Source organism: Stenotrophomonas sp. 05L413 (genome assembly GCF_056397945.1).
Genome location: NZ_JBFTOL010000008.1, coordinates 116,148 through 141,347, shown reverse-complemented (window position 1 = coordinate 141,347; position 25,200 = coordinate 116,148). Strand labels below are relative to the sequence as shown.

The window sequence follows — 25,200 nt, the reverse complement described above, 5'->3', positions numbered from 1 at the left end:
ATCAGAAAGGGAAGGAATCACGGCACCAAGTGGCAGCGGATCTGGCCACCGGTGGTGTCGCGCAGGGCAGGGGTATCGACCCGGCAGCGTTCGATCGCATGCGGGCAGCGGGGATGGAAACGGCAGCCGGACGGAGGATCCACCGGGCTCGCCGGTTCGCCGATCGGCAGCGGACGTTCCCAAGCGTGTGCGTCGTGTGGATCGAGCACGGAGGCGAACAGCATCTGCGTGTACGGATGCAGGGGCGCGGTCGCCACGCGCGCCGCCGGGCCGGTTTCGATCAGCTGCCCGCAGTACATCACCGCGATACGGTCGCTGATCGCCGCGACGGCCGGCAGGTCGTGGGCGATGAACAGGTACGCCATGCCCCTGCGCTGGCGCAGTTCCGCCAGCAGGTTGAGGATCTGCGCTCGGATGGAGACATCCAGTGCTGAGATCGGCTCGTCCAGCACGACCAGCGCCGGCTGCAGGATCAGCGCACGGGCGATGGCGATGCGCTGTCGCTGCCCACCCGAGAACTGATGCGGGTAGCGTTGGGCCGCATCGGCAGGCAGCTCCACTGCGGCGAGCGCCGCGGCCACCTGCGCGGCAATGTCATGGGGCCGGTTGGCGCGCGGCAACGAGCGCAGCGGCTCGGCGACGGTGTCGCCCACGCGCATGCGCGGATTGAGCGAGGCGTACGGATCCTGGAACACCGCCTGCACTGCACTGCGGAACGCGCGCAGCGACGTCCCGCGCTCAGCGACGGGTTCGCCGCGGAATCGCAGCGTGCCCTCCGTCGGTGACTGCAGTTTCAGTGCGATACGCGCCAACGTGGATTTTCCGCTCCCCGACTCACCCACCAGTCCGACAGATTCGCCGGGGGCGATCGACAGGCTGACATCATCAAGTGCGCGCACCGTACCGGTAGCGCGGCCGACGCTGCGGCGCAGCGGGTAGTGCATCGCGATGTGGTCCAACTGCAGCAGGCTCATAGCGTGGCCTCCAGAGGCAGCGTGGATGCATGCCAGCAGGCGGTGGCCGCCACGCCGGTGGAGGCCAATGGCGGCACGGCGGCACGGCATTGCGCACTAGCCAGCGCACAGCGCGGATGGAAGCTGCACCCCCCCGGCAGTCGCCCCGGCTGCGGAGGTTGGCCCGGGATCGCGCGCAGCGCGCCGGCGCGGGCGTGCAGGCTCGGCAACGAGCCCAGCAGGGCGCGGGTATACGGGTGCGCCGGTGCGCCAAATACCACGGCGGCCGGGCCGCGTTCGACGATACGGCCGGCGTACATCACCGCGACGTCGTCGCAGAGCCGGGCAACGATGCCCAGGTCGTGGGTGATCAGTACCAGCGCGAAACCATGCCGTTCCTGCAGGTCTTTCAGCAGCCGCAGATACTGCACCTGCACGGTGGGATCCAGCGCGGTGGTGGGTTCATCGGCGATCAGCAGTTGCGGGTGCCCGGCCAGTGCGATCGCGCCGGCCACCCGTTGGCGCATGCCGCCGGAAAGCTGGTGTGGATACTCGCGCAGGCGAGCCTCCGGCTCGGCCAGACGCACTGCCCGCAGCAGCTCGGCGGCGTGCTGCCAGGCCTGCGCTCGATTCAGGCCGAGATGACGCTGCGCAACTTCTGCGATCTGGCTGCCTACAGTCAGCAGCGGATTCAACGATGACAACGGATCCTGCAGGACCATCGCAATGGCTTTGCCGCGGAGTTCGCGCATGGCACGCTCGTTGAGGCCGCCCAGGTCGCGGCCCTCGAACTGTACGCGGCCCGCGGTCTGGCGCGCCCCGGCCGGCAGCAGCCGCACCAGGGCCTGCGCGAGCGTGCTCTTGCCCGAGCCGGATTCGCCCACGACACCCAGCGTCCGACCGGCCTGCAGCTGCAGCGAAATGCCCTGCAGTACCGGCACACGGCCGTCCGCATAGGCGACATGCAGATTCTCGATGTCCAGAAGGGCGCTCATTGCACCGGCCTCAGCTGTGGGTCCAGCCGGTCGCGCAGCCAGTCGCCGATCAGGCTCGCGGCCAGCACCAGCAGCATGATGCTCAGGCCAGGAAAGACGGTCAGCCACCAGTACCCGGCCATCAGCCCCTTGCGACCGTCGGACAGCATCAGTCCCCAAGCCGGCGACGGCGGCGGTACGCCCACACCCAGGAAGGACAGCGATGCCTCGGTGACCACCACCGAGCCAAGCATCAGCGTGGCCAGCACCACAGCGGTGTTGGCGACGTTGGGCAGCAGGTGCCGGCTCATGATCCGCCACGGCGACGCACCGGCGATGCGTGCCAGCTTGACGTAGTCGCGTTCACGCAGCGACAGCACTTCACTGCGGACCACCCGTGCGTATCGGGTCCAGTAGATCGCGCCGAGAATGATCACCAGGTTGGTGGTGCTGGGCCCGACGATGGACGCCAGAAAGATCGCAAATACCAGCGATGGCAATGCCAGCCAGGCGTCGACCAGGCGCATCACGACCTGGTCGAACCAGCCGCCAAAGTAGCCAGCCGCGATACCCAGCGCGGTGCCGCTGATGCCGGCGAACAGCACGGCTGCCACACCGACCAGCAGCGAGATGCGTGCGCCGTGGATCAGCCGCGAGAGCACGTCGCGGCCGAGGTGATCGGTACCCAGCAGGTGCGTGGTAGAACCGCCCTGCAGCCAGAACGGCGGCTGATAGCGGTGCGCCATCGCGGTCAACTCCGGCGGGTAGGGCGCCAGCAGGTCGGCACCCAGCGCGACCAGCGCCAACCCGGCCAACACCGCGATCGCGAGCACGGGCGCGTGCCGCGCATGTCGCCGCCAGGTGGCAAGAGCCAGCGTTGCGTGCGAGCGCAGCGCGTTCACAGGCGGATCCTCGGATCGATCAGCGCCGAGGCGATGTCGGTGAGCAGGTTGATCAGGATGATCATGATTCCCGACAACAGGACCGTGGATTGGATCACCGGAAAGTCGCGGAACGTGATGCCGTCGTATAGGAGCCGACCGATGCCGGGCCACGCGAACAGGGTCTCTACCACGACCGCTGAGTTGACCATCGAGACCAGGTTGATCGCGGCCAGCGTCATCACCGGGATCATCGCGTTGCGGAACCCATGCCGCATCACCACCGCCCACGGCGAGAGCCCCTTCAACCGTGCCAGGCGCACGTAGTCGGATGACAGCACGTCCAGCATCGAGGAGCGTACCAGCCGCATGTAGGCACCGGAGAAGTACCAGCCCAGGGTGAGCACCGGCATCACCAGCTGGGCGGGGCTGCCCGCACCGGAAGACGGCAGCCAGTTAAGGTGCACGGTGAACAGCATGACCAGCAGCATGCCGAGCCAGAACGGCGGCATCGCCACGCCGCCCAGCGCGATCACACGCAGCGCCTGGTCCAGCCGCGTGTTGGGATGCAGCGCGGCGAGGATGCCGCAGGCCAGTCCGAACAGCAGCGACCAGGCGAAGGCCAGCCCGGCCAGCAGCAGTGAATTGGGCAGCCGCTCCAAGTAAAGATCGAGCACCGGCGTGCCTTGATAGATCGACACACCGAAATCGCCACGCAGTGTCTGCAGCACGAACTCCTGGAACTGCCACGGCAGTGGGCGGTCCAGCCCGAGCCGCGCACTGAGCGCGGCAATGTCTTCGGCACTGGCGCCGGGCTCGAGCAGCAGCTGCGCTGGATCGCCGGTCAGTCGGGTCAGGACGAACACGGTGAGGATCAGCAGCAGCAACGAGATGGCGGCGTAGCCGATGCGGGTGGAGAGAAAGCGCAACATGCGGTGGCTGGGCGTTCCTGGTCAGGGCAGTCTCAGAAGTCGTAACTGAAACCGACGGTCACGTAGCGTCCCAGCAGGTCGTACTGAGCCACCTCATAGGGCGCGCGCTGCGACAGTGCCGAGGAGGTGTAGCCGGAGGGATCGTAGGGCGGCATCTTGTTGGCCAGATTGGCGACCTTCAGGTACAGATTGAGCTTGTCGAAGCCGCGGTAGCCAAGGTACGCATCGAACTGGTTGTAGGACCCCACCTTGTCGGCCACCCCATTCACGCCCGGGGTGAGCTGCTGCTGTTTGTAGCCGGCGGTGTAGTACCACGTCAGCGCCGCATTCCAGTCGTTGTAGTTCCAGTCCAGCTGGGTGGTGGCTTTCAGGTCCGGCAGCGCGGTCTGGTAGCCATTGGTGCCGGCATAGTCCACCAGCGGGCCCCCCGCGATGTTCTGTCGGCGGTAGTCGCGGACGTAGGTGAGTGCACTGCTGACGTTGAACAGGCCGGCACGCTCGGTCGCCACGCGCCGCGATAGCTGGACATCGAACCCGGAGGTCTTCAGCGCGGTCAGGTTCTTGGTGCGGTTGTAGATCGCCACCAGCCGGCCACTGGCATCGCGCACGACATCGGCCGAATTGTTGGCGGTCACCACCGCTGTCGGGTCGTCGCGGCCGATCAGGTTGCTCAGCTCGATGCGGTAGTAGTCCACGCTCAGGCTGGTATCGCTGTCGATGGCGTAGACCGTGCCGAAGTTGTAGCTTTTCACCCGTTCAGGCTTGAGGTTGTCGCTGCCGTAGGTGAACACGGTCGGGCGCACGGCGGCGTTGGCGGTGACCGGATCGTACGGGTCGCGTACGGTCGCGGTGCCGATGCTGCTGCTGTTGCCCGATTCGCCCAGGTGCGGGGCACGGAAGCCGCGTGAGAAGGCACCGCGGAACAGCAACTGATCGATCGGCTGCCAGCGGAAGCTGTAGCGCGGCGAGAATGCGTTGCCGAAATCATCATAGTGGTCGCCGCGCGCGGCGAACTCCAGTTCCAGCGTACGCGTCACCGGCACGTTGAACTCAGCGTAGGCGGCCGTGACCTGGCGCTTGCCGTCAATGAACTGGGTGGACGGGCGTATCAGCTCGCCGCTGCTGATTTCCACCGGGATCGAAGTGCTCAGTTCTTCTTCGCGCCATTCCAGGCCACCGGCGAAATTGACCGCGCCGGCCGGCAGGTTGAACAACGCCCGCGACGCGCGGAAGTCCGCGCCGGTCAGTGTCGAGCGCCCTTCCTTGGTAGCGGTCAGGCGGATCGCATCGATCACCGGTTGCGGGGTCAGCTCGGGGTGGAGCAGGTTGTAGCTGCCATCCGCCAGCGCCGGGTAAAGCGCGTAGCGGTTGGCCAGGCCACCGGAGGTGTAGTCGCTCTCGCGGCTGCCGGACTGGAACACGGCCGATTCCCAGTGCCATTGGTTCCAGTCGCCGCGAAGGCCGGCCAGCACGCGATGGAAGCGTGAGTCGGTGTGGCGCTCCTGCCGGCCGAGATCGAAGAAGGTGTATTCCAGTGCCGTGGGCACACCGTACGGGTTGTACGGGCTGCTTGCCGGCAGCAGGTTGCTCAGCGTTTCGGCCAGGCCGGTGGTGGGGTTGAGCGCGAAGCGGTTGGCCTCCAGCGTGAACCAGGGGATGTAGCTGACCATCCGGCCCTTGGTGCGGCTGTACAGGGCCTCGGCAAAGAACTCGGTGCTGTCGTTGATCTTGACCGTGCCGCTGCCGAAGACCTGGTAGCGGTCGGCATCGGGAACCAGCATGCTGTCCTTCACCAGGCTGTAAGCGCAGGTCTGGCCGCCGCGTCCGTCGATCGGCGCGCTGTCGCGCAGCACCATGCCGGTGGGGCAGTTGCCCTGTGCATCGAGCAGCGGCACGCTCAGGCCGTTACGGATGAAGCGCGCACCATTGGCGGCCCAGCCATTGAGGCCACCGCCGGGCTGGCCGGTGTAGTCGCCACTCTTCGTGAGGTCGCGCTCGTCCTGCATGAGTGGCTCACGGTGGAAGGCATCCACGCTGAAGAACACGTTGTAGCCGTCCGTGTCCACGTTGCCCTTGCCCGCGGAAATGTTGAGCTTGGCCTGCTCGGCACCGCCTTCGGTGGCACCGCCGACGCTCCCGCCCACCTGCACGCCTTCGTAGTCCTGGCGGGTGATCAGGTTGATCACGCCGGCCACCGCATCGGAGCCGTACACCGCCGAGGCGCCGTCCTTGAGCACTTCAACGCGCTCCAGTGCGCTCAGCGGCAGCGCGTTGAGGTTGACGAAGATGTCCGACAACGCCTGCTGCGGGAAACTGTAGTTGGCCACGCGGCGGCCATTGAGCAGCACCAACGTGTTCTTCTGGCTCAGGCCGCGCAGCCCAATGCCGGCTGCGCCGGGGGTCCAGCTGGCCGTACGGTTTTCATTCCAGCTGTAGCCGGTATTGGCAGAGATCGAGCGCAGCAGATCGCTGATGGTCGACTTGCCGGAGCGGGCGATCTCCTCGGAGGTGATCACCTGCACCGGGTGCGTGCCCTCGGTATCCGAGCGCGCGATGTTCGAGCCGGTCACCACGACGGGCTGCAGACTGGTGGCCGATGACGCGTCGGTACTGCGCGCCTCCTGTGCCGAAGCGCTCCCGGCAATCACATGGGCAACGGCCACGGCCAGCAGACCGGGTACAGCAAAGGCGATGGATCGGGACATCGTGTGCGTTCTCCAAAGGCGAGGGCGGGGCTGCCCTCCCGGCGGCCTGATCGGCACCCAGCGAATCCGTGATCAACAATTCGATTTGCTGATTCATGGGGCTGATGAATGCTTGATGAGGATGCTATGGGCAGGGCCGCGCTACCGCCAACGGCGTTACCGCATGTCGACATAGCCAAATGCCCTATGACCCCGCACAGGCTGTCGGACCGGCACATCGGCCTGAAAGGCAGGGCGGCGCAGACAGTGCTGGCCGGGTGGCGAGGTGCACTCGGGTATGATCCTCGCCGCCCCGCAGAACACGGAATGGAATGATGGATTTGCGCCAGTTGGAGGCCTTCGCCGCTGTGATGACGGCAGGCAGCATCACCGGGGCCGGCCAGATGCTGGGCCGTTCGCAGCCTGCAGTGACGCGCTCGATCCAGGATCTGGAGCAGGAGCTGGGGCTGAAGCTGTTCGAACGCAGTGGCCCTAAGGTGACGCCCACCACCCAGGCCTTCGCGCTGCGTGCCGAGGTGGAGAGTACGCTCGCCGGTGCACGTCAGATCCTGCAGCGTGCCCAGCACATCGCCCACGACGACACCCGCGAGATTACCCTGGGTGCAACGCCTGCACTGGCAGCGGGGCTCATTCCCGCTGCGCTGGCGCGGTTGCCGAAGACGCTGTTGCCGCGTCAGGTCCATCTTCGCAGCATGCTGGCCGAACAGGTCGTGCAGGCGGCGCTGGCCAGAACGCTGGATATCGGTGTGGTCAGCCTGCCGCTGGAACACAAAGGGCTGCACATCCACTGGATCGGGGAAGCCTCCTGCGTTGCCGTGCTGGCCGAAACCTCACCGCTGGCGGCTCACCCGATGCTCGGCCTGGACCAGTTGCTGCACGAAACGGTGATCACGCTGAGCAATCCCTATCGTCTGCGCGGGCGGATCGACACGGCATTTTCAGAGATGGGCGGCCAAGCCCACCACCTGCTGGAGACCAATGCATCCCTCAATGCGGTGCAGATGGCGCGTGCCGGTCTGGGTGTCGCGCTGGTGGATCCGGTCACGGCGTTGGGTATACCGATGCAGGGCGTGGTTGTCCGCCCGCTGACGCAGCACATCGCGTTCTTCTTCGGCCTGGTCTCGCAGGTGGCGCATGAGCAGACCGCCGCGGGCAAGGCGCTGATCAGTGCGCTGCAGGAGACCGCCGAAGCGATCCTGCCGAACTTCGTGCTCCATCCGCCGTCGCAGCACGATACGTTGTTGCAGCGGCTGTACCGCTGACAAACGCACGCCTCAGCGGTACCGGCTCCAGCGCACCGTCGCCGCTGCCGGGCCGCCGGGAGTGACCGCCGGCGCTTCACAGATCCCCGGGTTGTAGTGATTGTCGCGGTCCTGCGGCACGATGACCTCGGCGCCCCCCTGCTGCACCGTGGTGGCGCTGCCGGGGTTGTTGGTGCCGACCGTCAGGCTGCCGTGGATCACGGTAGTCTGCGCGGCGGTCGCCAAGGTGGAGCCGAGGATGACGTTGCCGTGGATCTGCCACCCGGACAACTGCGCGCCGCTTTCCGTCACCAACGCGACATTCCCGATCGGCAGGCCGCGATGGGATACGCCGGCGGCATCGGTCCATTCGGTGAACTGCGATGCAGCCCCGGTCTTGTCGCACAGGTTGCCCGGGTAGTAGTCGCCGTCGCAGATCAGTGCCGGTGTGGAGAAGTTGGGGGCGATCAGCTTGTCATGACCGGATTGGGTCAGCGTGACGTAGTCCTTCGCAATCAAGGTGGTGAGCAGATCGCGGTTGCCATCGGCATCACGCAACTGGGTACCGTCGATCTTGAGCGCGTTGTCGAACCAGAACACGCCGCGCGGCAGGTGGGTCAGCCCGGTGATGGTCCATGCACTGGTCGCGGTCTTGTCGCGGAAGCAGTGCGCGGCGCCGTTCTCGGCCTGGTTCCAGTTGCAGGTCAGGAACTGCGCACCGTTGGCGGGCAGCCGGCGGACGTCCTGGGTGGCCAGGTTGTAGGTGCCATCCATCGACTGGCCGGCCCGGTTGCGCACATTGCGGATGGTCAGATGCGGAGCGCCTTCCAGCCATTCGAAGATGTAGTTGGCACCATCGCGGTAGGTGCTGACATCGATCGCATCCACGCGGGTGTCGCAGAAGGGGATGCCCGGTAGGCCTGGGCTGGTGCCGGTCTGGCGCGTGCGCAGCCCCTGTATCGCCATGCCTGTATCGGGCACGGTCTGCCGCGCGCCGCCATACTTCAGATCGCCGGCCACGTTACCGGTGCTGACGGTTGGAAAACTCCAGTACAGGCCGGCCTGCGTCGCCGTGATGTCACGGCCGCCGACCAGCGTACCGATGGTGCCGGTGACGATATCCACATCGCCATTGGCCAGTATCGTGGTGTAACGCCCGCCCCAGCCACTGATGGACAGGTAGTGGCCCCAGAGCTGATCGATGGTGAGTGTTGCCAGGCTGATCGTGCCACCGGCGATGGACGTCGAACGGAAGCCGAGCTGGTCCGGCAGCGGGGTGGTGGAGCTGCCGCTCAGGTGCTGGGCCGAGGACGCACCGCTGATGACGCCGCTGCCGGCATCGATCGTGACGCGTGAGAGATCCAGCAGCCAGGTGTCGCCGCTGGTCAGCGTGATGACGATGCGGCCACTACTGGCCGGGATCACTGTCCCGACCGACCACGGCAATCCGCCGATCACGGTCGTGGGGAGCAACGTGCCGCCGACCTCCGTGGTGCCGACCAGCGTCCCACCTTCGTACACATTGGCGGTGAAGGCGCCGGCCCTGATGGCTGCATAGCGGCCGCCACTGACGCCACTGCCGATCGTGACGTTGCGAGCCCACAACGTGGTGTCGGTCGGATTGCCCATCTGATTGATACGGATGGTGCCCTGTGAATGCAGGTGGCCCCCGCTCAGAATGCCGCCACCGGAGAGCGTCACATCGCCCTTGGCGCAACCGGAGATGGTGGCCTGGCTGGCGCCGGTGAGGTTGATGCTTCCAGCGACGGCGATGTTCTCAAAGCCCGCCGGATTGGTCACGCCGAGCGAGCCACCGGTGATGTTGAGGTCGCCGTTGAACACCATCGGTGCGGCGGGGATGGTCGCGCAGACCGGCGAGCTGGGCGTGCTGCTCCCACCCGGGGTCACGTCATACAGCACTTCGACCGTGGCGCTGGTGGTGGTGGAGCCGCTGCCGGCCAGTGCGGTGATCGTGGCGGCGATCTGATAGTTGCCGCTGGCGCCACTGAGCGCGGTGATCTGTGCATTGCCGTCGGGAATGCCGATGGATGCCATGCCACTGATGGTGGCCGGCATCGCAAGCCCACCGCTGCCGCTGGCCCAACCGGCCATCGTCGCCGGATCCACGGCCAGCAGGTAGCGGCGCACGACTTCCACGCCGCGCCAGGCGGCGGCCTGTGCCGAGGTGACCGAGTGGGTGGTGATCTGGCGCTGCTGGTTGCCACGCAGTGAGTAGATCGATGCGGCCACCGTCACCGAGACGGCGAGGCCGACCATCAGGACGATCCACAACGTGGCCATGCCCTTTTGGCGTGCAGGGCCAGGCGCACAGCTCCTGCGGGCGCGTGTGCGCCGGGAGAGATGATTCATCGCGGACATCCTGGTCATGCGGCGGGGGGCACGGTGAGGTTGGGCAGGCACACGGAGAACAGCACGTCGTCGCTGGCCTGGCGCAGGATCACGCGCTGGCCGGTGCGCTCAATGGTGTCCTGCTGTTTGAACGGCAGGCAGGCATCGGGTACGGCGACAAATTGATAGCCGTCACCGCCGCTGGCACCGCGCAGTGTCAACGCGCCGATTTCGCGTTCATCGCTGGCAAATGCACTGCCATCTTTCTGGCTTGGCTCGAAGAAGGCGGCTTCGGCGGCGACGGGTTGCCACTCTGCATCGCTCCAGGTCGCGGCCGTTGCACTGCTGCAGAGTTTCGGCGGCAGGCGGTAAAAGCCGCGCGCAGGTGCGCCGTCGGCCGCAGTATCGACCAGCCGCAGCCCGGCGCATTGGTCGGCCTGGTTCAGCTCGTGCTTGAAGCGCCACGCGATCTGCTTGCCTTCAGCGCTGATCGTCAGGCGACTGGCCAAGGTGTCCTCGGCGGGAATGCCGAAGCCAGCTTCCTGCAGTTCGATCTGCGCGGCCAGCAGCGCCGAGGCGACCTGGCCATCGCGCAGCGCCGAGCGCGATGCATTGCCCGACGCTTCGATGATGTTCTTGTAGAGCACCAGCATCGCCGCGATGGTCAGCAGCGAGATCACCAGGCCGACCATCATGCTGATCAGGCTTTGGCCGCGTTGGCGGCGCCGTGTCATGTGTCCGTTCATTGGCGACTGGACACCAGCAGATCGGCGGCGTGCTCGCCGGCATCGTCGCCCTCCAGCTCCAGATCGGCCGCGCGCACGCTCAGCCCCACTTCGCGGGGGGCTTCCACCGGCATCACGGTGCCGGCCAATGCCACGTTGATCTGCGGCGCGGGACCGCATTCCACCTGGGCCTGGCGGGTGATATCACTGGACAGTGCGAGCGCTATCGTCCCGCTGCCGCACAGACCGGTACCGCCATTCTGCAACTGCTCACGCAGTTGACCGACCACCAGGCGTTCGACCTTGGTCGCGCGTTGGTTGGCCATCAGTCGTGACTGGACGTGGGCCAGGCCCCCGGCGATCAACGAGGTGATCAGCACCGCCACCAGGGCCTCAAGCAGCATGTCGCCGCGCTGGAAGCGAGGGCCGCGGGGCGGCTTAGAGCATATCGACATAGAGCGGATCCTGGCTGGAGAGACCGACCGCGATCCGGCCCAGTGCGACGTCGCTATCGGTGCAGCCGTCGGCGCCGGGCAAACGTACGCCACGGGAATCGAAGGTGACGCAGTCAAAGTCTGGATTGCCACTGCCGGCCAGCGCATCGGCATCCGCAAAGCCATCCAGATCGGTGAGTTTGAAGCGCACGCCGGTCCGGACCGGCGCAGACCATGACGGGGCATCCGCGCCGGTGACCATCACTTCCAGCGTGCCCGCGCGCAACCGGAGCATCGCGGCCGGTTCGGTGGCGCGGCGGGCTGATGGATTGCGCAGCGCCATCGCGCGGGCCTGCGAAACGCCCTCCCACAGCAGGCTGCGTGCCTCCATCTGCCGGTTGCTGTTGACCCAATGGGCGCCAAACGGCATCGCCGCCATCAGCAGCATCGCCATGATGAACAACCCGATCATCAGTTCGATCAGGGTGACGCCGCGCGCGCGGGAGGGACGCACCGCGGTTACCAGCTGCTGATGCCGACAGCGGCGCATTCGCTGCCGACGCTGCGGGAGTTGGCATCGTCCAGGCTGAGCACACAGCCGCTCGCCTTGCCCATGGTGGTGCCGGCCTCGGCCGTCAGGGTGTAGCCACCGCTCTTGGCGGTGTAGTTGAAGGTGAAATCGGCGGCACTGGCGGCCGGCATCCAGCCGCGCTGGGCGACCTCCGCGCTGCCGGGGTAGCTGAGGGTGCGCTGGCGGAAGTTCTCCACGTTGGCCGAGAGGGCCAGCAGGTCACTCTGCGCCAGGCGGATCTTCGACCGAAGCACATAACGGGAGTACGCGGGCAGCGCGATCGCGGCCAGAATGGCGATGATCGCCACGACCACCATCAGCTCAAGCAGCGTGAAGCCGCGCATGCCGCGCCGCGAACGAGGTGCCACTACGGTATCCATCAACGCCTGCCTTCCCTGGGGCCTGGAGCCGTCACTGCGACACGCGGCACGACAGGCGCACGGCCTGCAGGCGGGTGTCCCTGGTACGCCTGGATGCGCTCAGGACCCCAATTCCCGAGACGCAGCCGGCAGACAGTGACGGAGTCACGTTTGTGAGGAGTTTCACACTTTATTAGCGCCTGACACCCGGTGTCAATCGAAATTGGTGCGGCGCAGCGTCGCACCGCGAAGGGTGTGGCCTGCGCTCCGGCACCTCGTAAAACGGGGACGTTGGTCTACTGCGCGGCGTCAGCGCAGCGGCGGACTGCCGGCCAGGGTGCGCGCCCCGGTGATGATCATCCGCAGCATCTGTGTCAGCTGATCGATCAGTTCGGGGTCTTTTTCCGGCGGCAGGTCCACCGCGGTGGCGCCCATGGCAAAGACCAGCCGGGTGATGGCCTTGGAGGCCAGTGCCGGCTCGTGCAGGCGCGCGCCGTCGGCGGCCGCCAGGCGGATCAGGTCGACCCGCAGTTCGTCTTCGAAGTAGTTCAGCTCGCGATCAACCGCGTGCTTGAACGCATCCGAGCCGGCCGTGCCTTCACGCAGCAGCACATGCAGCAGGCGGTCATCGGCACGCAGCTGCTCCATGAAGGTCTCCACCGACAGCCGGATCACGCTGCGGTCGGAGGAGGCGGCGCGCTGGCGCGCCTCGCCGATGATGGTGCGCAGCGAGCGCCCGGCCAGGTCGATCAGGGCCACGGTCAGCTCGTCCATGTCGCGGAACTGCCGGTAGAACGAGTTCGGGGCGATCCCGGCTTCACGCGCGACCTCGCGCAGGCTCAGCGTGGAGACGCTGCGGTGCGGGCCGATCAGGGCCAATGCCGCGGCCAGCAGATCCTCACGTGAGATCGAGGCTTTGCGCGCGGGATGGGCGTCGTCGGAGGCGGGCAGGGGCAGGTCTGGGGAGGTCATCAGGGGCAGCGCGGTCAAGTCCCTGAATCATAGCCCGTCCCGGCCATATACAACTGTATACACAGTCGTATGCTCGGCCGTATAGTGCGCAGCATGAGCACCGTCCCGCGCATTTCCGCCCGCCGTCACGTCGCCAGCCCCCGCCGCTGGGTCCCCGAAGCGCTGTTCGACTTCTGGGGCACCCGTCTGCACCCGCTGTGGACGCTGCGCCGCCCCTTGGCCCGGCTGCTGTCGCGCACCGCCGAGAGCGCGGATGCGGTCACCCTGGTGCTCACGCCCAACCGCCATTTCCGTGGCCTGCTGCCGGGCCAGCACGTCACCCTCGGCGTCGAAGTCGATGGCCGCCGCCTGTCGCGCAGTTACAGCCCGACCGTGCTGGCCGACGGCCGCTTGGCGATCACCGTCAAGGCCATCGCCGGCGGTGCCGTCAGCCAGCATCTGGCCCATGCCGCGGCGATCGGTGACGTCTTTGAGCTGGGCCAGGCGTTCGGTGACATGACCTTGCCGCAGGCCTCCGGCGAGCGGCTGTTGCTGCTGGCCGCTGGCAGCGGCATCACCCCGATGCGCGCGCTGCTGCGCCAGCTCGATGCTGTCGGCATGCCGGGCCAGGTGGACCTGGTGTACTGGGCACGCCGGCGTGAGGAAGTGTGTTTCGCCGACGAGCTGGCCGCGCTGGCGGCGCGCCATCCCTCGTTCACGCTGCACATCGCGCTGACCCGCGACCCGACCGCACCGGCGTCGCGCGTGGATGCATTCGCCTTCGCGGCGCTGGGCGATCTGAGCACCGCCCGCACCCTGGTGTGCGGCCCGGGTGGCTTCGTCGATGCAGCGCAGGCGCGCCTGCACGGCCAGGTCGCGTCGCTGCAGTCCGAGGCGTTCACGCCGCCGGTGCTGCCGGATGCCGAAGAGGGCACGGTGCAGGTCGAACTGCGCCGCAGCGGCCGCACGCTTGCCCTGCCACGCGGCACTTCGCTGCTGCAGGCGCTGGAAGCCGAAGGGCTGCGCCCGGCCAGCGGCTGCCGCATGGGCATCTGCAATACCTGTGTCTGCGGCAAGGTGTCCGGCGTCACCCGCCACACCCTGACCGGCGAGCATGCGGCCGAACCGGCCACGCAAGTAAAGCTGTGCGTGAACAGCGCCAGCACCGACCTGATCCTGGAGCTGTGACCATGTCTTCCGTGCACAACCGCGCGCTCTCCCCGGCCGAACTGCAGGCCTTCGGCGCTGAACTCGATGCACTGCGCGCGCGCCAGCTGGCCACGCTCGGTGCGCGCGATGCGCGTTACATCCGCCGCGTCGTGGCCGCCGTACGCTGGACCGGCGTGGCCGGCCGCGCGTTGCTGTTCCTCGGTGCCTTCGTGCACAGCGTGCTGATCCCGGCGTGGATCGCCGGCGTGGTGATGCTGGCGCTGTCCAAGATCCTGGAAAACATGGAGCTGGCGCACAACGTCATCCATGGCCAGTACGACTGGATGGGCGATCCGCAGCTGCAGGGCAGCACCTATGAGTGGGACATCGTCGGCACCGCCGACGCCTGGCGCAAGACCCACAACTTCCGCCACCACACCTACACCAACGTGCGCGGGCTGGACGACGATATCGGCTACGGCCTGCTGCGCATTTTCCCCGAGCAGCGCTGGCGCCCGTTCTACCTGATGCAGCCGGTGGTCGCGGTGGTGTTCGCGCTGCTGTTCGAATGGGGCATCGCGATCCAGGACCTGCGCCTGGGCCGCGTGTTTGCCGGCAAGATGACGCTCAAGCAACTGGGCAGGCAGTTCCGCCCGGTCGGCCGCAAGATGGGCAAGCAGATGTTCAAGGACTACCTGCTGTTCCCGGCACTGGCCGGTCCGTTCTTCCTGCCGGTGCTGCTGGGCAATGTGGCGGCCAACCTGATCCGCAACGTGTGGACCTACGTGATCATCTTCTGCGGCCACTTCACCGCCGAGGCCGAAACCTTCCCGAAGGAATGCGTGCGTGATGAGACCCGTGGCCATTGGTATCTGCGCCAGCTGCGCGGCTCATCCAACCTGACCGGTGGCAAGCTGATGAACGTCATGTCCGGCAACCTCAGCCACCAGATCGAGCACCACTTCTATCCGGATATCCCGGCCAACCGCTATGCCGCGATCGCGGTCGAGGTGAAGGAGATCTGCGCGCGCTACGGCCAGCACTACAACACCGGTTCGTTGCCGCGGCAGTTCGGCCAGGTGATGTGGCGCATCGTCCGCCATGCGTTCCCGAGCAAGCCCGGCCGCGTGCGTGCGCTGCCGGCGGTGGGCGAGGCCAGCCGCCAGCCGGGCTGATCACAGCGGGAGTTCAAGCTGCAGGCGCAGCAGCGGTGATGCGTTGCGTTGCCGCTGCAGCTGCTCGATGCCGTCCTCGCTGATCCGCCGCTGCCCGGTGCGCAACGTCCGGTGGAGCGCGTTGTTGATGCTCAGCCGCAGTTTGCTGCGGGCGCCGATCGACCACAGCGAATACAGATCCAGCTCGCGCCCATACGCGCTGATCTCGAACTGGCCGGGGCTGACCTGCACGGTGCCGCCGGTGCGGTAGGTATAACTGCCGCCCACCGTCCAGCCGGTGCGGAGCGGGTAGTCCGCGCCCAGGGTGCCGCTGAAACGCACTTGTTCATCCAGCCGGTTGTCCGGGCCGGGGACATCCTCCACACGCGAATCGTTGGCGGTTGCATTGAAGCGGACCGACACATCCGGCGCGCCCGTGATCAGCTGCGGAAGCCGCAACGCGGTATCCAGCTCTACTCCCCAGGTCGTCGCGGCGCCACCGTTCACCGGTGACGCAACCCAGCGCCCCTCCTGCAGGTGCGTCTCGGTGCGGATCACATCGCTAATCCGACGCACGTAACCGCCGACGCTGAGCTGCGCGCCCCCCTTGCCGGCGGTTTCGTAGGACAGGTCCACCCCGGTCGCCAACTCCGGACGCAGGGCCGGGTTGCCACGTTCGTCAGGGTTGAGCGGGCGGTTGTTGGTGGAGGTGTACGGGCGGGGGATGAGCGCGGCCAGGGTGGGCGAGCGATAGGTACGGGTGAGTGCAACGCGCAGCTGATCGCGCCGGGTGCCGGGAATCTTCCAGAGCGACTGCAGCACCGGCGACAGCACCTGGTCACGCCGATGGATGCCGCTGAAACCGCTGCCGTCACTGCGCGTCTCGATCTGCTCCCAGCGTGCGCCGGTATACAGCGACCAGCGCTCGCTGAGGGTGAGGTCGTCCTGGGCGTACACGGCCAGCCGCCGGATGCGTGCGTCGAACGCCAGATCGCTGATCCAGCCAGCGTCGTCGCCGACCGGCAGCAGGTGTTGTACCCGCGCCTCGTCGCGACGATCCTCGCTGGCCTCCCAGCCGAGCTGCAGCGCATGCCGCCCGCGGCCGGGAAGCGTGTATTTGCCGGTGCTGTTGAGCTCGCGCACGGTCAGTCGTGCATCGGTGTGGTCCTCCAGGTTCTGCTGCCCTTGCTGCGCGTAGCCCTGTTCGCGATAGGTGTAACGCTCGCGGTTGCCGCCCAGACGCAGTTTGGTGGTGAACGCGCTGCCCTGCTCGAAGGTGCGGGTCCAGGTGGCACTGCCGGTGGCCTGCGCGACCTCGATACGGGTGCGCTGCTGGTAGCGGGCGCGCCGCAGCGGCTCGCCCAGTGGGGTGGTCCAGTCGATAGCGGTGGTGCGGTTGAAGCGGCTGGCATCGGCGACGCCCTGCAGGGCAAGGATGTCGCCATTTTCCAGAGTGGTTTCCAGGCTGGGTGCAAGCGAGAGCACATCGCGGTTCCCGCCCGCACGCAGGGTGGTGTCGCGCAGCGCGATGGGGGTTCCCTGCCGATCCCACACACGTTCGGTGCCGGTTTCCTCGACCAGGAACTCGCGGCGCGATGCGGTGGCGGTGACCGAACTGCTGCGGTGGCCGGCGCGCCGATTGCGCTGCCAGCTGACCGACGGCGTGTTCTGGCCGTTGCTGCGGCCCCAGGCCAGCGACAGCTGTTCGGTATCTTTGCGCGCGCCGGCGGCCAGTACGATGTTGATCGAGCCGGCAATGGCCTCGGCGCGCTGGTCGGCCGTCGGTGCACGGAGGATCTCCACGCGTTCGACCATCTCCGGCGTGAGCGAATCCAGATCGAACCCGGCCGGTGCCTTCTGGCCGTTGAGCAGGATCTGGGTATAGCCCGCGCCGAGGCCGCGCAGTGACACCGCACCGCTGCGACCGGGCGCGCCGGTGCCCACGGTGATGCCGGGCAGGCGCTTGAGCGCATCGACCAGGCCGATATCACCAAACTGGCGCAACGTGTCCGTGCCGAACACGATCCGGGTGGCCGTGTCATCGCGGCGCGCGTCGTACGCCGGTCCTTGCACCTGCACGGCCTCCAGCTCGGTGGGGGGCGGTGCTGATGACGGTGCGGGCAGCGACTGCGCAGCGCTGGAGAACGCGGCGCACAGCGGGGACAAGGCGAGGACGATGCGGAACGTGGATGACATGGGCAGTCCGTGCAGAAAGGTGGCGTGGACATTTCGCCGGGCAACACGCGCCCCTCCTGTGGCCAGGAAAACGAAATGCAGCAGTGGGTCGGGGATGTGGAGCGGGTCAGCCGGTCATGGCAGGTGCGCCTGCGGATCGACGCGCTCACCGTGGCGGAGCATCTCCAGATGCAGGTGCGGTCCGGTCACGCGCCCGGTGCTGCCGACCCGCGCGATCTGCTCGCCGGCGTGCACCTGCTGGCCGACCACCACATCGGCGCCCTGCAGGTGCGCGTACAAGGTCTGCCAACCCTGACCGTGGTCGATGACCACCACCGTGCCGTACTGCGGACCGTCCGGGTAGGCGGTGGTTGCCGCCACGATGCGGCCGTCCGCCGGCGCGAGGACCGGCGTGCCCGGGCGGGCGCCGAAATCGGTGCCGCGATGCGGTCGCTGCCGGTTGCTGCCGGTATCGCCGAAATGTCCGGTGATCCTCGGTGTGGCCAGCGGTGACTGGAACTGCACCTCGATGGGGGTATCGCTCAACGGCGGCAGCGGCAGTGCGGCCTCCATCGCCGCGATCTCTTTCGGCGTGCTACTGACGGCGGTGCCTGGCAAGGGACGCGCTGCACTGGCCTGCATGACCACCAACAAGGCGCCGATCAGCAATGCGCTGCCCAGCAGGAGCGCGCGTCCCGATCCCGACAGCGGCCGCGCAGCATCGCCATGCAGCATGTGCCGGATGCGGATTTCATGCCCGGCCAGATCGCGGTGGGTCAGGGCGGTGGTGGGCGCGTGGGCCGCTGCGGAAAGGCGCAACGTGCGCACATACGCCGTGGCGAAGTCACGCCCGCCATGTGCATCCCCCGCGAGGGCCTGCGCATCACATCGCAGCTCGGCCGCCAGCTGCACGCGCGCGGTGAGGCGGCGCAGGAACGGGTTGAACCACAGCAGGGCGTTGAGTATCGCCATCAGGCCGGCGCGCTGCGGATCGCGGCGCGTCAGGTGCGCCGCCTCATGGCCCAGGATCAGGCTGAGGGCGCGATCCTCCAGCTGCTCCACGGCCGAGAGGGGCAGCACGATCAACGGCCGCGGCCAGCGCACCGCGAACGGACTCACCGGCAGCGCGCTGACCCGGCAGACGATGCTGGCCGATCGCAGCCGCTGCGCCGACGCACGGCTGCGCGGGCCCGGCCAGGCCCCCGGTGCGATCGGCAGGGTCGCCCGGCACAGCCGGCCGGTCGCCCACGTGCCGACCAGCACGCGCAGCAATGCGATACCCAGGCCGGTGACATACAGCGCGGCCAGCCACGTGCTGGTGGCCGGCCCTGCCCACGGGGAGCTCACCAGGCCCCCTTCCGCCGCACCGGCAGCCCCGAGGTCCAGCGCGGCAGGCAGCGGCAGCACCAGTGCCGGGGGCAACGAGACGAGCGGTGCGGGGGCCCACAGCGCCACACCCATCGACAGCAGGACCGGCATCACCGCCAGCAACCACACCCCCATCCAATAGCCATACGCGGCGTGGGAGAGACCCAGACGGCGGTGGACACGTTGCCCGGCAGACCACGCCACCCAGCCGCCCGCCAGGGCGCCAACGGCATGCGCGCCCCAGAAGCCCAGCGTCAGGACACTCACGCCGGATCGTCCTTGGCGGGGGCACGCAGCAGCGCATCGAGCTGCTGCAGTTCCTGTTCGCTGAGCAGGCGGCTGTCGGCGAAGGCCTGCGCCGGCAATGCGCCATCGATCTCGAGCACCCGGCGCGCGAAGTCCGTGCTGAGTGCGGCCAGTGTGGCCACCTTGCCGGCCTTGGCGCGGTACATGTTCAGCCCGTGCTCGACGGTTTCTTCCACCAGCCCTTTGTCGACCATGCGTTCGAGCGTCTTGCGGGTGGACGAGTAGGACCAGTCCAGCGCCGCGGCGGCGCCGTTGTGGACTTCGCGCGCACTGCAGGCGCCTTGGCGCCACAGCGCTTTGAGCAGTTCCAGTTCGGCATTGGAAGGGGTAGGCGGCGCAGACATGGCAATCCCGATGTGGCGAGGTGTCGCAAGTGTGCGACATATGTCGCACTGGATGCAACAGCGGTGTCATTGATGCGGATCAATGCCGTCACAGGTGGGGTGCGTACCATCCGAATGTGCAGCGCGGTGCCAGGAGGGGGCCGTGCGGTAAGGAATCCGTGCTGCCAGGCACCGGGCCACCGGTGCCTCCTGTGGGTCCGTCGAAAAAGGAGTGGTGATATGGCTGTCGAGCAACAGGGCGTGCACCGGGCACCGGTGATCGATAAAGAACCCGATGCCACGGGGGCCTACTGGTCCAACCGGCCCGAGAACACACTGCCGCCGCCGGACATGATGGGCGCCTACATGCGTAATCGCCCGGTCGCACCGGCCGGCGTGGCAAACCGCAAGGCGTGGATCATCGGCACCGGTATTGCCGGCCTGGCCGCGGCGTTCTATCTGATCCGCGATGGCGGCATGCCGGCGGCGAACATCACCCTGATCGACAGCCTGGACATCGAAGGCGGTTCGCTCGATGGGGCCGGCGACCCCGAGCAGGGCTACCTGGTTCGCGGCGGCCGCGAGATGAACTGGAACTACGACAATTTCTGGGACATGTTCCAGGACGTGCCGGCGCTGGAACTGCCTGCCGGCTACAGCGTGCTGGACGAGTACCGGGTGGTGAACGACGACGACCCGAACTACTCCAAGGCCCGGCTGATGCACCAGCAGGGGAAGATCCAGGACTTCTCCACGTTCGGGCTGAGCAAGCCGCAGCAGTGGGAACTGGTCAAGCTGCTGCTCAAGCGCAAGGAAGACCTCGACGATGTGACCATCGAGGACTACTTCAGCGAGGGCTTCCTGCAGAGTAATTTCTGGTTCTTCTGGCGTTCGATGTTCGCCTTCGAGAACTGGCAGAGCCTGCTGGAAATGAAGCTGTACATGCACCGCTTCCTGGACGCCATCGACGGCTTGAACGACATGTCCGCGCTGGTGTTCCCGAAATACAACCAGTACGAGAGTTTCGTCAAACCGCTGGTGAAGATGCTGCGCGACCAGGGGGTGCAGGTCACCTTCGGTACCCGCGTGTACGATCTGGACATGCGCGTGGCAGGCGATACCCGCACCGTCACCGGCTTGCGCTGCCGTGTGGCGGGCAACGATACGCTGCTGCCGGTGGCCGAGGGCGACCTGGTGTTCGCGCTGACCGGCTCGATGACCGAGGGCACCGCCTATGGCGACATGGACACGGTGCCGGTACTGCAGCGTCCGCGCGAAACACCGGGGCAGGACAGTGACTGGGCACTGTGGCGCAACCTCGCCGCACAGTCGCCGATCTTCGGCAAACCGGAGAAATTCCACGGTGACATCGACCGCTCGATGTGGGAGTCGGCCACGCTGACCTGCCGCCCCTCGCCACTGGTGGACAAGATCAAGGAACTCTCGGTCAACGACCCGTATTCGGGCAGGACCGTGACCGGCGGCGTGATCACCTTCACCGACTCCGCCTGGGTGCTGAGCTTCACCGTCAACCGCCAGCCGCACTTCCTCGACCAGCCCAAGGATGTGCTGGTGGTGTGGGTGTATGCGCTGCTGATGGACCAGAACGGCGACCACGTGGCCAAGCCGATGCCAGCCTGTACCGGCCGCGAGATCCTGGCCGAGCTGAGCTACCACCTGGGCATCGTCGATCAGCTGGATGAGATCGCCGCCAACACCAAGGTGCGCACCGCGCTGATGCCGTACATCACGGCGCAGTTCATGCCACGCGCGGCCGGCGACCGCCCGCACGTCGTGCCCAGGGGATGCACCAACCTGGGCCTGCTGGGGCAGTTCGTGGAGACCCACAACGATGTGGTGTTCACCATGGAAAGTTCGGTGCGCACCGCCCGCGTGGCGGTGTATACGCTGCTGGACCTGCCCAAGCAGGTGCCGGACCTGAGCCCGACCCAGTACGACATCCGCAACCTGATCAAGGCGGCGCGTGCGCTCAACAACAACGCACCCTTCCCGGGCGAGCGACTGCTGCGGCGGGTGCTCGACAAGACCTACTTCGCGCACATCCTGCCGCCGTTGCCGGACACCGAGCACAGCCGTACCGGCTTCCTGGAAGAGGAGGTGTCCTGGCTGGTCGGCAAGGGCGGCAGCGCGTTGAAGGATCTCTCCACGCGGCTGGAAACGCTGCGCGAGAACCTGGCCAAGCGCGGGACGTAGCCCGGCACCGCCGCCCCATGCGGATGGGGATCGGCGATACTGCAGGCTGATCGCCTGCTGAGATGCACGGACCCGCCCCACATGTCTTTTGACGCGACACCTCCAGCGGCCGAGCGCCAGGATGTCACCCGCCTGCTGCGCCGCTGGAGCGAGCAGCAGGACATCGCCGCCCGCGATCAACTGCTCGCGCTGCTGTATGCGCAGCTGCGTGGCATGGCCGTGGCGCGGCTGGGCACTGCCCGGGATGGCGTGCTGCAGCCGACCGTGCTCGTGCACGAGGCGCTGATGCGGATGATCGGTGGGGAGATCGGCTACCGCGATCGCGTGCATTTCCTATCGTTGGCGGCACTGAAGATGCGCAGCGTGCTGGTGGATCACGCACGCGCGATGACCGCTTCCAAGCGGGGCGGAGGTGCGATCAACCTGACCCTGTCGTATGCCGACCAGGAAGCCAGCCCCGATCACGATGCCTTCGAAGTATTGGCCCTGAACCGCGCGCTGGAGCAACTGGCCACCTTGGATGAGCGCGCCGCACGCACGGTGGAATGGATGTACTTCGGGGGAATGAGCCGCGAAGAGATCGCCCAGGCGCTGGATGTGTCGGTGCCCACGGTCGATCGCGATCTGCGGTTTGCCAAGGCGTGGTTGAACCGGCACCTGGCCGGGCCGGCCACGCGCGCATGACCGGCCCAGACCGCTGGCGGACGGTGCGCGGGCTGTTCGACGCGGTCTGCGACCTCCCCGAGGCGCGCTGGCGCCCGGTGCTGGGTGAGCTGTGCGATGACCCGGCCGCGATCGACGAAACGCTGCAACTGCTGCGCGCGCAGACCGCCGACCTGGGCCGGGTCGAGCATGCACTTGCCGCCGTGATGGCCGCGATGGATGATCCGGCCACGCTGGTCGGGCAACGGCTTGGCCCGTGGCGCCTGAGCCGGTTGCTGGCCGTCGGCGGCATGGGGGTGGTGTTGCTGGCCGAACGTGCCGATGCGCTGTACCGGCGCGAGGTGGCGATCAAGCTGATCCGCCGCGCCTACGACCCGGTACTGGCCACGCGGCTGGCCAGTGAAAGCCAGATCCTGGCCGACCTGCAGCACCCCCATATCGCCCGGCTGTATGACGTGGGCGTGGCCGAGGGCGGCCAGCCCTACCTGGTGATGGAATACGTGCAGGGTGAACCGCTGGACGACGCCTGTCGCACCCTGGCGCTGGATCTGGCCGCACGCCTGCGCCTGTTCGTGCAGATCTGCGGCGCGGTACAGGCCGCACATTCCCAATCCGTGGTGCACTGCGACCTCAAGCCCGGCAACGTACTGGTACGCCCCGACGGCCAGCCGGTCCTGCTGGATTTCGGCATCGCGCATCTGCTCGGTGACGCCAACGATGCCGCGGCCTTCCTCACCCCGGCCTATGCCAGTCCCGAGCGCCTGGCAGGGCGCCCGGCCAGTGTGGTGGGCGATGTCTACAGTCTGGGCGTGATGCTGGAGGCACTGCTGCAGGCCACGCCGCCGCCGGCGCGCGGCGTGCCCCCCGACCTGCTGGCGGTCGCGACCAAGGCCGCTGCTGCGGATCCGGCCGAACGTTATGCTTCTGCCGACGCACTGGCCGAGGATATTGAACGGTATCTGGCACGCCGCCCGGTGCGTGCGCGTCGGCCCAGCCGCTGGCATCGTGCGCGCCTGCTGCTGCGGCGGCAATGGCGCGCCAGTGTGATCGTCACGATGGTGGCGGTGATGGTGCTGGCCTTCGTGCTGCGCTTGAGCGAGGCGCGTCGGCAGGCCGAGCAGAATGCGGTGGCTGCCGCCGGCATCGCCGACGTGCTGGTGGCCGCCTTCGATGCGGCCGATCCCGGGCTGCGCCACGGCACGCCGATGACCGCGCGTGAGGTGCTCGATCTGGGCGCACGCCGGCTCGAGCAGGACCGCACCGTGTCGCCCGCGCTGCGCGCGCGGATGCAGGCTGCATTGGGGCGCGCCTACCAGAACCTTGGCCAACCGCAGGATGCGCAGGCCCTGCTGCGGGACAGCGTGGCGGGGCTGGTGCACACGCGCGCCGCGCCGCATGAGATCGCCGACGCCCGCGCCAGCCTGGCGGTGCAGCTGCTCAGCGCTGGGCGTGAGAAGGAGGCGCTGGGCAGTGCAGAGGACGCGTTGGGCCTGCTTGAGCAGGATGATGCCCCGGCGGTGCGGGTGAAGGCCTTGAACGCCCGGGGCCTGGCCCAGGCGCAGCTGGAGCAGCCGGCGGCGGCAGAACAATCCTTCCGCTCCGCGCTGGCGTTGAGCCGGCGTGGAAACGGTGCGCCGCTTCAGCGCGGCGGCCTGGCGGCGATGGCCAACCTCGGCGATCTGTACCGGAGCCAGGGTGAGCTGGACAAGGCCGAAGCGATCCTGCGCGAGGGTTTGGCCGAGGCATCGCGCGAGCAGGGTGTGCAGGGGGCCGAGTACCAGCGGGTCCTGCGCGCGCTGTCCTCGACGCTGCTCAACCAGGGCCGTATCGATGAAGCGCTGGCGCTGGCCGAGCGCGGCTTCGCGCTGACCCGGCAGATGTTCGGCGCAGGCAGCAGCTACACCGCCGCGGCCGAAGCCGCGCTGGCCGGACAGTATCTCGATCTTGGCCGCTACCAGGCGGCCGACCAGCACTTCCGCAACAGCCTGCAGACCAGCGCCGCGGTGGATGGCGTGGACAGCCGCGCCTACGCGGTCAAACAGTATGCCCACGGCCTGATGGAGGAAGCCCGCGGCGACTACGTGCAGGCCGAACAGAACTACCGCGCTGCGCTGGCGCGCTATCGGGCGCTGCTCGGGCCCGAGCACGCCGACACACTCGACGTGGACATGGTGCTGGCGCGGTTGCTGCTGCGGACCGACCGCACGGCCGAGGCGCAGGCACCGCTGCAGCAGGTGGCCGCCCTGTGGCGGCGCGAACTCCCGCCCGAGTCGCCGCAGCTGCTGGTGCTGCGCCTGGTCGAGATTGAATGGCTGACCCGGGCCGGACAGCATGCCGAGGCCGCCCGGGCCCTCGCCGCGTTCGGCCAGGCCCATCCGAGCCTGCCCCCGTGGCTGGGGCTGCGCCTGCAGATGCAGCAGGCACTGCTTGCCCAGCGCCGTGACGATCCCGCGGCAGTGCCGCTGTCAGCCCAGCTGGTGGACACATTCGCTGGTTTCTACGGGGCCGATTCCACGGCCACCGCCAAGTGGCGTATCCCGCTGGCCGAGGCAATGTTCGCCAACGGCGATGGGGCTGGCGCCCGCGCCCAGATCGCGCGGGCCCGGCCGCACCTGAAGGAGCTGGCGCCGACGTCGGAATTCTTGAGTCGTATCAAGGGGTTGGAACAGCGCATGGCGGATCACGAAGCGGGTCTGTCCGGGGGGCGATAGTTTTGTGATGGTCTTCACGGTTTATCGATCAGGAGGCCGATTCCGGGCCTCGTTGATCGAAG

20 protein-coding genes are annotated in these 25,200 nt (G+C 67.6%); 6 read left to right on the top strand and 14 right to left on the bottom strand.

What is annotated here, in order from left to right; genetic code table 11:
• Positions 1–17: 17 nt before the first annotated feature.
• The 5 genes from AC1DIQ_RS18145 to AC1DIQ_RS18125 are packed head-to-tail and all read right to left on the bottom strand — an operon-like array spanning position 18 to position 6,445.
• The gene (locus AC1DIQ_RS18145; RefSeq protein WP_478050538.1) at positions 18–974 is read right to left on the bottom strand and encodes an ABC transporter ATP-binding protein; all 957 of its coding nucleotides are present in this window, start codon (positions 972–974) and stop codon (positions 18–20) included.
• A complete protein-coding gene (locus AC1DIQ_RS18140) occupies positions 971–1,948 on the bottom strand; it encodes an ABC transporter ATP-binding protein (protein ID WP_478050537.1) in 978 nt (325 codons plus the stop codon). Before AC1DIQ_RS18140 ends, AC1DIQ_RS18145 begins: the two co-directional genes overlap by 4 nt.
• A complete protein-coding gene (locus tag AC1DIQ_RS18135; protein WP_478050536.1) occupies positions 1,945–2,829 on the bottom strand; it encodes an ABC transporter permease in 885 nt (294 codons plus the stop codon). Before AC1DIQ_RS18135 ends, AC1DIQ_RS18140 begins: the two co-directional genes overlap by 4 nt.
• Entirely contained in the window at positions 2,826–3,740 is a 915-nt protein-coding gene (locus tag AC1DIQ_RS18130; RefSeq protein ID WP_478050535.1) for an ABC transporter permease, read from the bottom strand. The genes AC1DIQ_RS18135 and AC1DIQ_RS18130 overlap by 4 nt, the downstream gene beginning before the upstream one ends.
• 32 nt (positions 3,741–3,772) lie before the next feature.
• Positions 3,773–6,445 carry a TonB-dependent receptor plug domain-containing protein gene (locus tag AC1DIQ_RS18125; RefSeq protein ID WP_478050534.1) on the bottom strand — a complete coding sequence of 891 codons (2,673 nt, stop codon included), beginning with the start codon at positions 6,443–6,445 and terminating at the stop codon, positions 3,773–3,775.
• Between the two features lie 314 nt (positions 6,446–6,759).
• Here AC1DIQ_RS18125 and AC1DIQ_RS18120 point away from each other — a divergent pair, with 314 nt between their 5' ends.
• Entirely contained in the window at positions 6,760–7,707 is a 948-nt protein-coding gene (locus tag AC1DIQ_RS18120) for a LysR substrate-binding domain-containing protein (protein ID WP_478050533.1), read from the top strand.
• A gap of 12 nt (positions 7,708–7,719) precedes the next feature.
• Here the strand turns inward: AC1DIQ_RS18120 and AC1DIQ_RS18115 are convergent, their stop codons facing one another.
• The 6 genes from AC1DIQ_RS18115 to fabR form a co-directional block, all read right to left on the bottom strand.
• A complete protein-coding gene (locus AC1DIQ_RS18115; protein WP_478050532.1) occupies positions 7,720–9,963 on the bottom strand; it encodes a hypothetical protein in 2,244 nt (747 codons plus the stop codon).
• Between the two features lie 107 nt (positions 9,964–10,070).
• A complete protein-coding gene (locus tag AC1DIQ_RS18110) occupies positions 10,071–10,769 on the bottom strand; it encodes a PilW family protein (protein WP_478050531.1) in 699 nt (232 codons plus the stop codon).
• Positions 10,770–10,777: 8 nt separating this feature from the next.
• Positions 10,778–11,215 carry a type IV pilus modification PilV family protein gene (locus AC1DIQ_RS18105; protein WP_478050530.1) on the bottom strand — a complete coding sequence of 146 codons (438 nt, stop codon included), beginning with the start codon at positions 11,213–11,215 and terminating at the stop codon, positions 10,778–10,780.
• Positions 11,199–11,744, bottom strand: coding sequence for a pilus assembly FimT family protein (locus AC1DIQ_RS18100; RefSeq protein ID WP_478050529.1), 546 nt, complete (start codon positions 11,742–11,744; stop codon positions 11,199–11,201). The genes AC1DIQ_RS18105 and AC1DIQ_RS18100 overlap by 17 nt, the downstream gene beginning before the upstream one ends.
• Positions 11,714–12,145, bottom strand: a complete 432-nt coding sequence (locus AC1DIQ_RS18095; RefSeq protein ID WP_478050528.1) for a type IV pilin protein — start codon at positions 12,143–12,145, stop codon at positions 11,714–11,716. The genes AC1DIQ_RS18100 and AC1DIQ_RS18095 overlap by 31 nt, the downstream gene beginning before the upstream one ends.
• Before the next feature lie 288 nt (positions 12,146–12,433).
• Complete coding sequence (gene fabR, locus AC1DIQ_RS18090; RefSeq protein WP_123729694.1) at positions 12,434–13,096, bottom strand: HTH-type transcriptional repressor FabR; 663 nt, start codon at positions 13,094–13,096, stop codon at positions 12,434–12,436.
• Positions 13,097–13,189: 93 nt separating this feature from the next.
• On the opposite strand from fabR, the gene AC1DIQ_RS18085 reads away from it, so the two are divergent.
• Both AC1DIQ_RS18085 and AC1DIQ_RS18080 read left to right on the top strand, forming a co-directional pair.
• Complete coding sequence (locus tag AC1DIQ_RS18085; RefSeq protein WP_121041353.1) at positions 13,190–14,263, top strand: ferredoxin reductase; 1,074 nt, start codon at positions 13,190–13,192, stop codon at positions 14,261–14,263.
• A gap of 2 nt (positions 14,264–14,265) precedes the next feature.
• Entirely contained in the window at positions 14,266–15,399 is a 1,134-nt protein-coding gene (locus tag AC1DIQ_RS18080; protein WP_121041355.1) for a fatty acid desaturase family protein, read from the top strand.
• On the opposite strand, the gene AC1DIQ_RS18075 is transcribed toward AC1DIQ_RS18080, so the two are convergent.
• From AC1DIQ_RS18075 to AC1DIQ_RS18065, 3 genes are all read right to left on the bottom strand, one after another.
• Positions 15,400–17,574 (bottom strand): TonB-dependent receptor plug domain-containing protein, encoded by a 2,175-nt coding sequence (locus AC1DIQ_RS18075; protein ID WP_478050527.1) that lies wholly within the window; start codon positions 17,572–17,574, stop codon positions 15,400–15,402.
• Positions 17,575–17,688: 114 nt separating this feature from the next.
• Entirely contained in the window at positions 17,689–19,188 is a 1,500-nt protein-coding gene (locus AC1DIQ_RS18070) for a peptidoglycan DD-metalloendopeptidase family protein (protein ID WP_478050526.1), read from the bottom strand.
• The gene (locus AC1DIQ_RS18065; RefSeq protein ID WP_282263680.1) at positions 19,185–19,571 is read right to left on the bottom strand and encodes a BlaI/MecI/CopY family transcriptional regulator; all 387 of its coding nucleotides are present in this window, start codon (positions 19,569–19,571) and stop codon (positions 19,185–19,187) included. Before AC1DIQ_RS18065 ends, AC1DIQ_RS18070 begins: the two co-directional genes overlap by 4 nt.
• 219 nt (positions 19,572–19,790) lie before the next feature.
• Between AC1DIQ_RS18065 and AC1DIQ_RS18060 the strand changes: the two genes are divergently transcribed.
• The 3 genes from AC1DIQ_RS18060 (at position 19,791) to AC1DIQ_RS18050 (ending at position 25,138) form a co-directional block, all read left to right on the top strand.
• Complete coding sequence (locus AC1DIQ_RS18060; protein WP_478050525.1) at positions 19,791–21,764, top strand: oleate hydratase; 1,974 nt, start codon at positions 19,791–19,793, stop codon at positions 21,762–21,764.
• A gap of 81 nt (positions 21,765–21,845) precedes the next feature.
• Entirely contained in the window at positions 21,846–22,448 is a 603-nt protein-coding gene (locus AC1DIQ_RS18055) for an ECF-type sigma factor (protein ID WP_121041365.1), read from the top strand.
• On the top strand, positions 22,445–25,138 hold the full coding sequence (locus AC1DIQ_RS18050) for a serine/threonine-protein kinase (protein ID WP_461770857.1): 2,694 nt from the start codon (positions 22,445–22,447) through the stop codon (positions 25,136–25,138). Before AC1DIQ_RS18055 ends, AC1DIQ_RS18050 begins: the two co-directional genes overlap by 4 nt.
• Positions 25,139–25,200 lie beyond the last annotated feature (62 nt).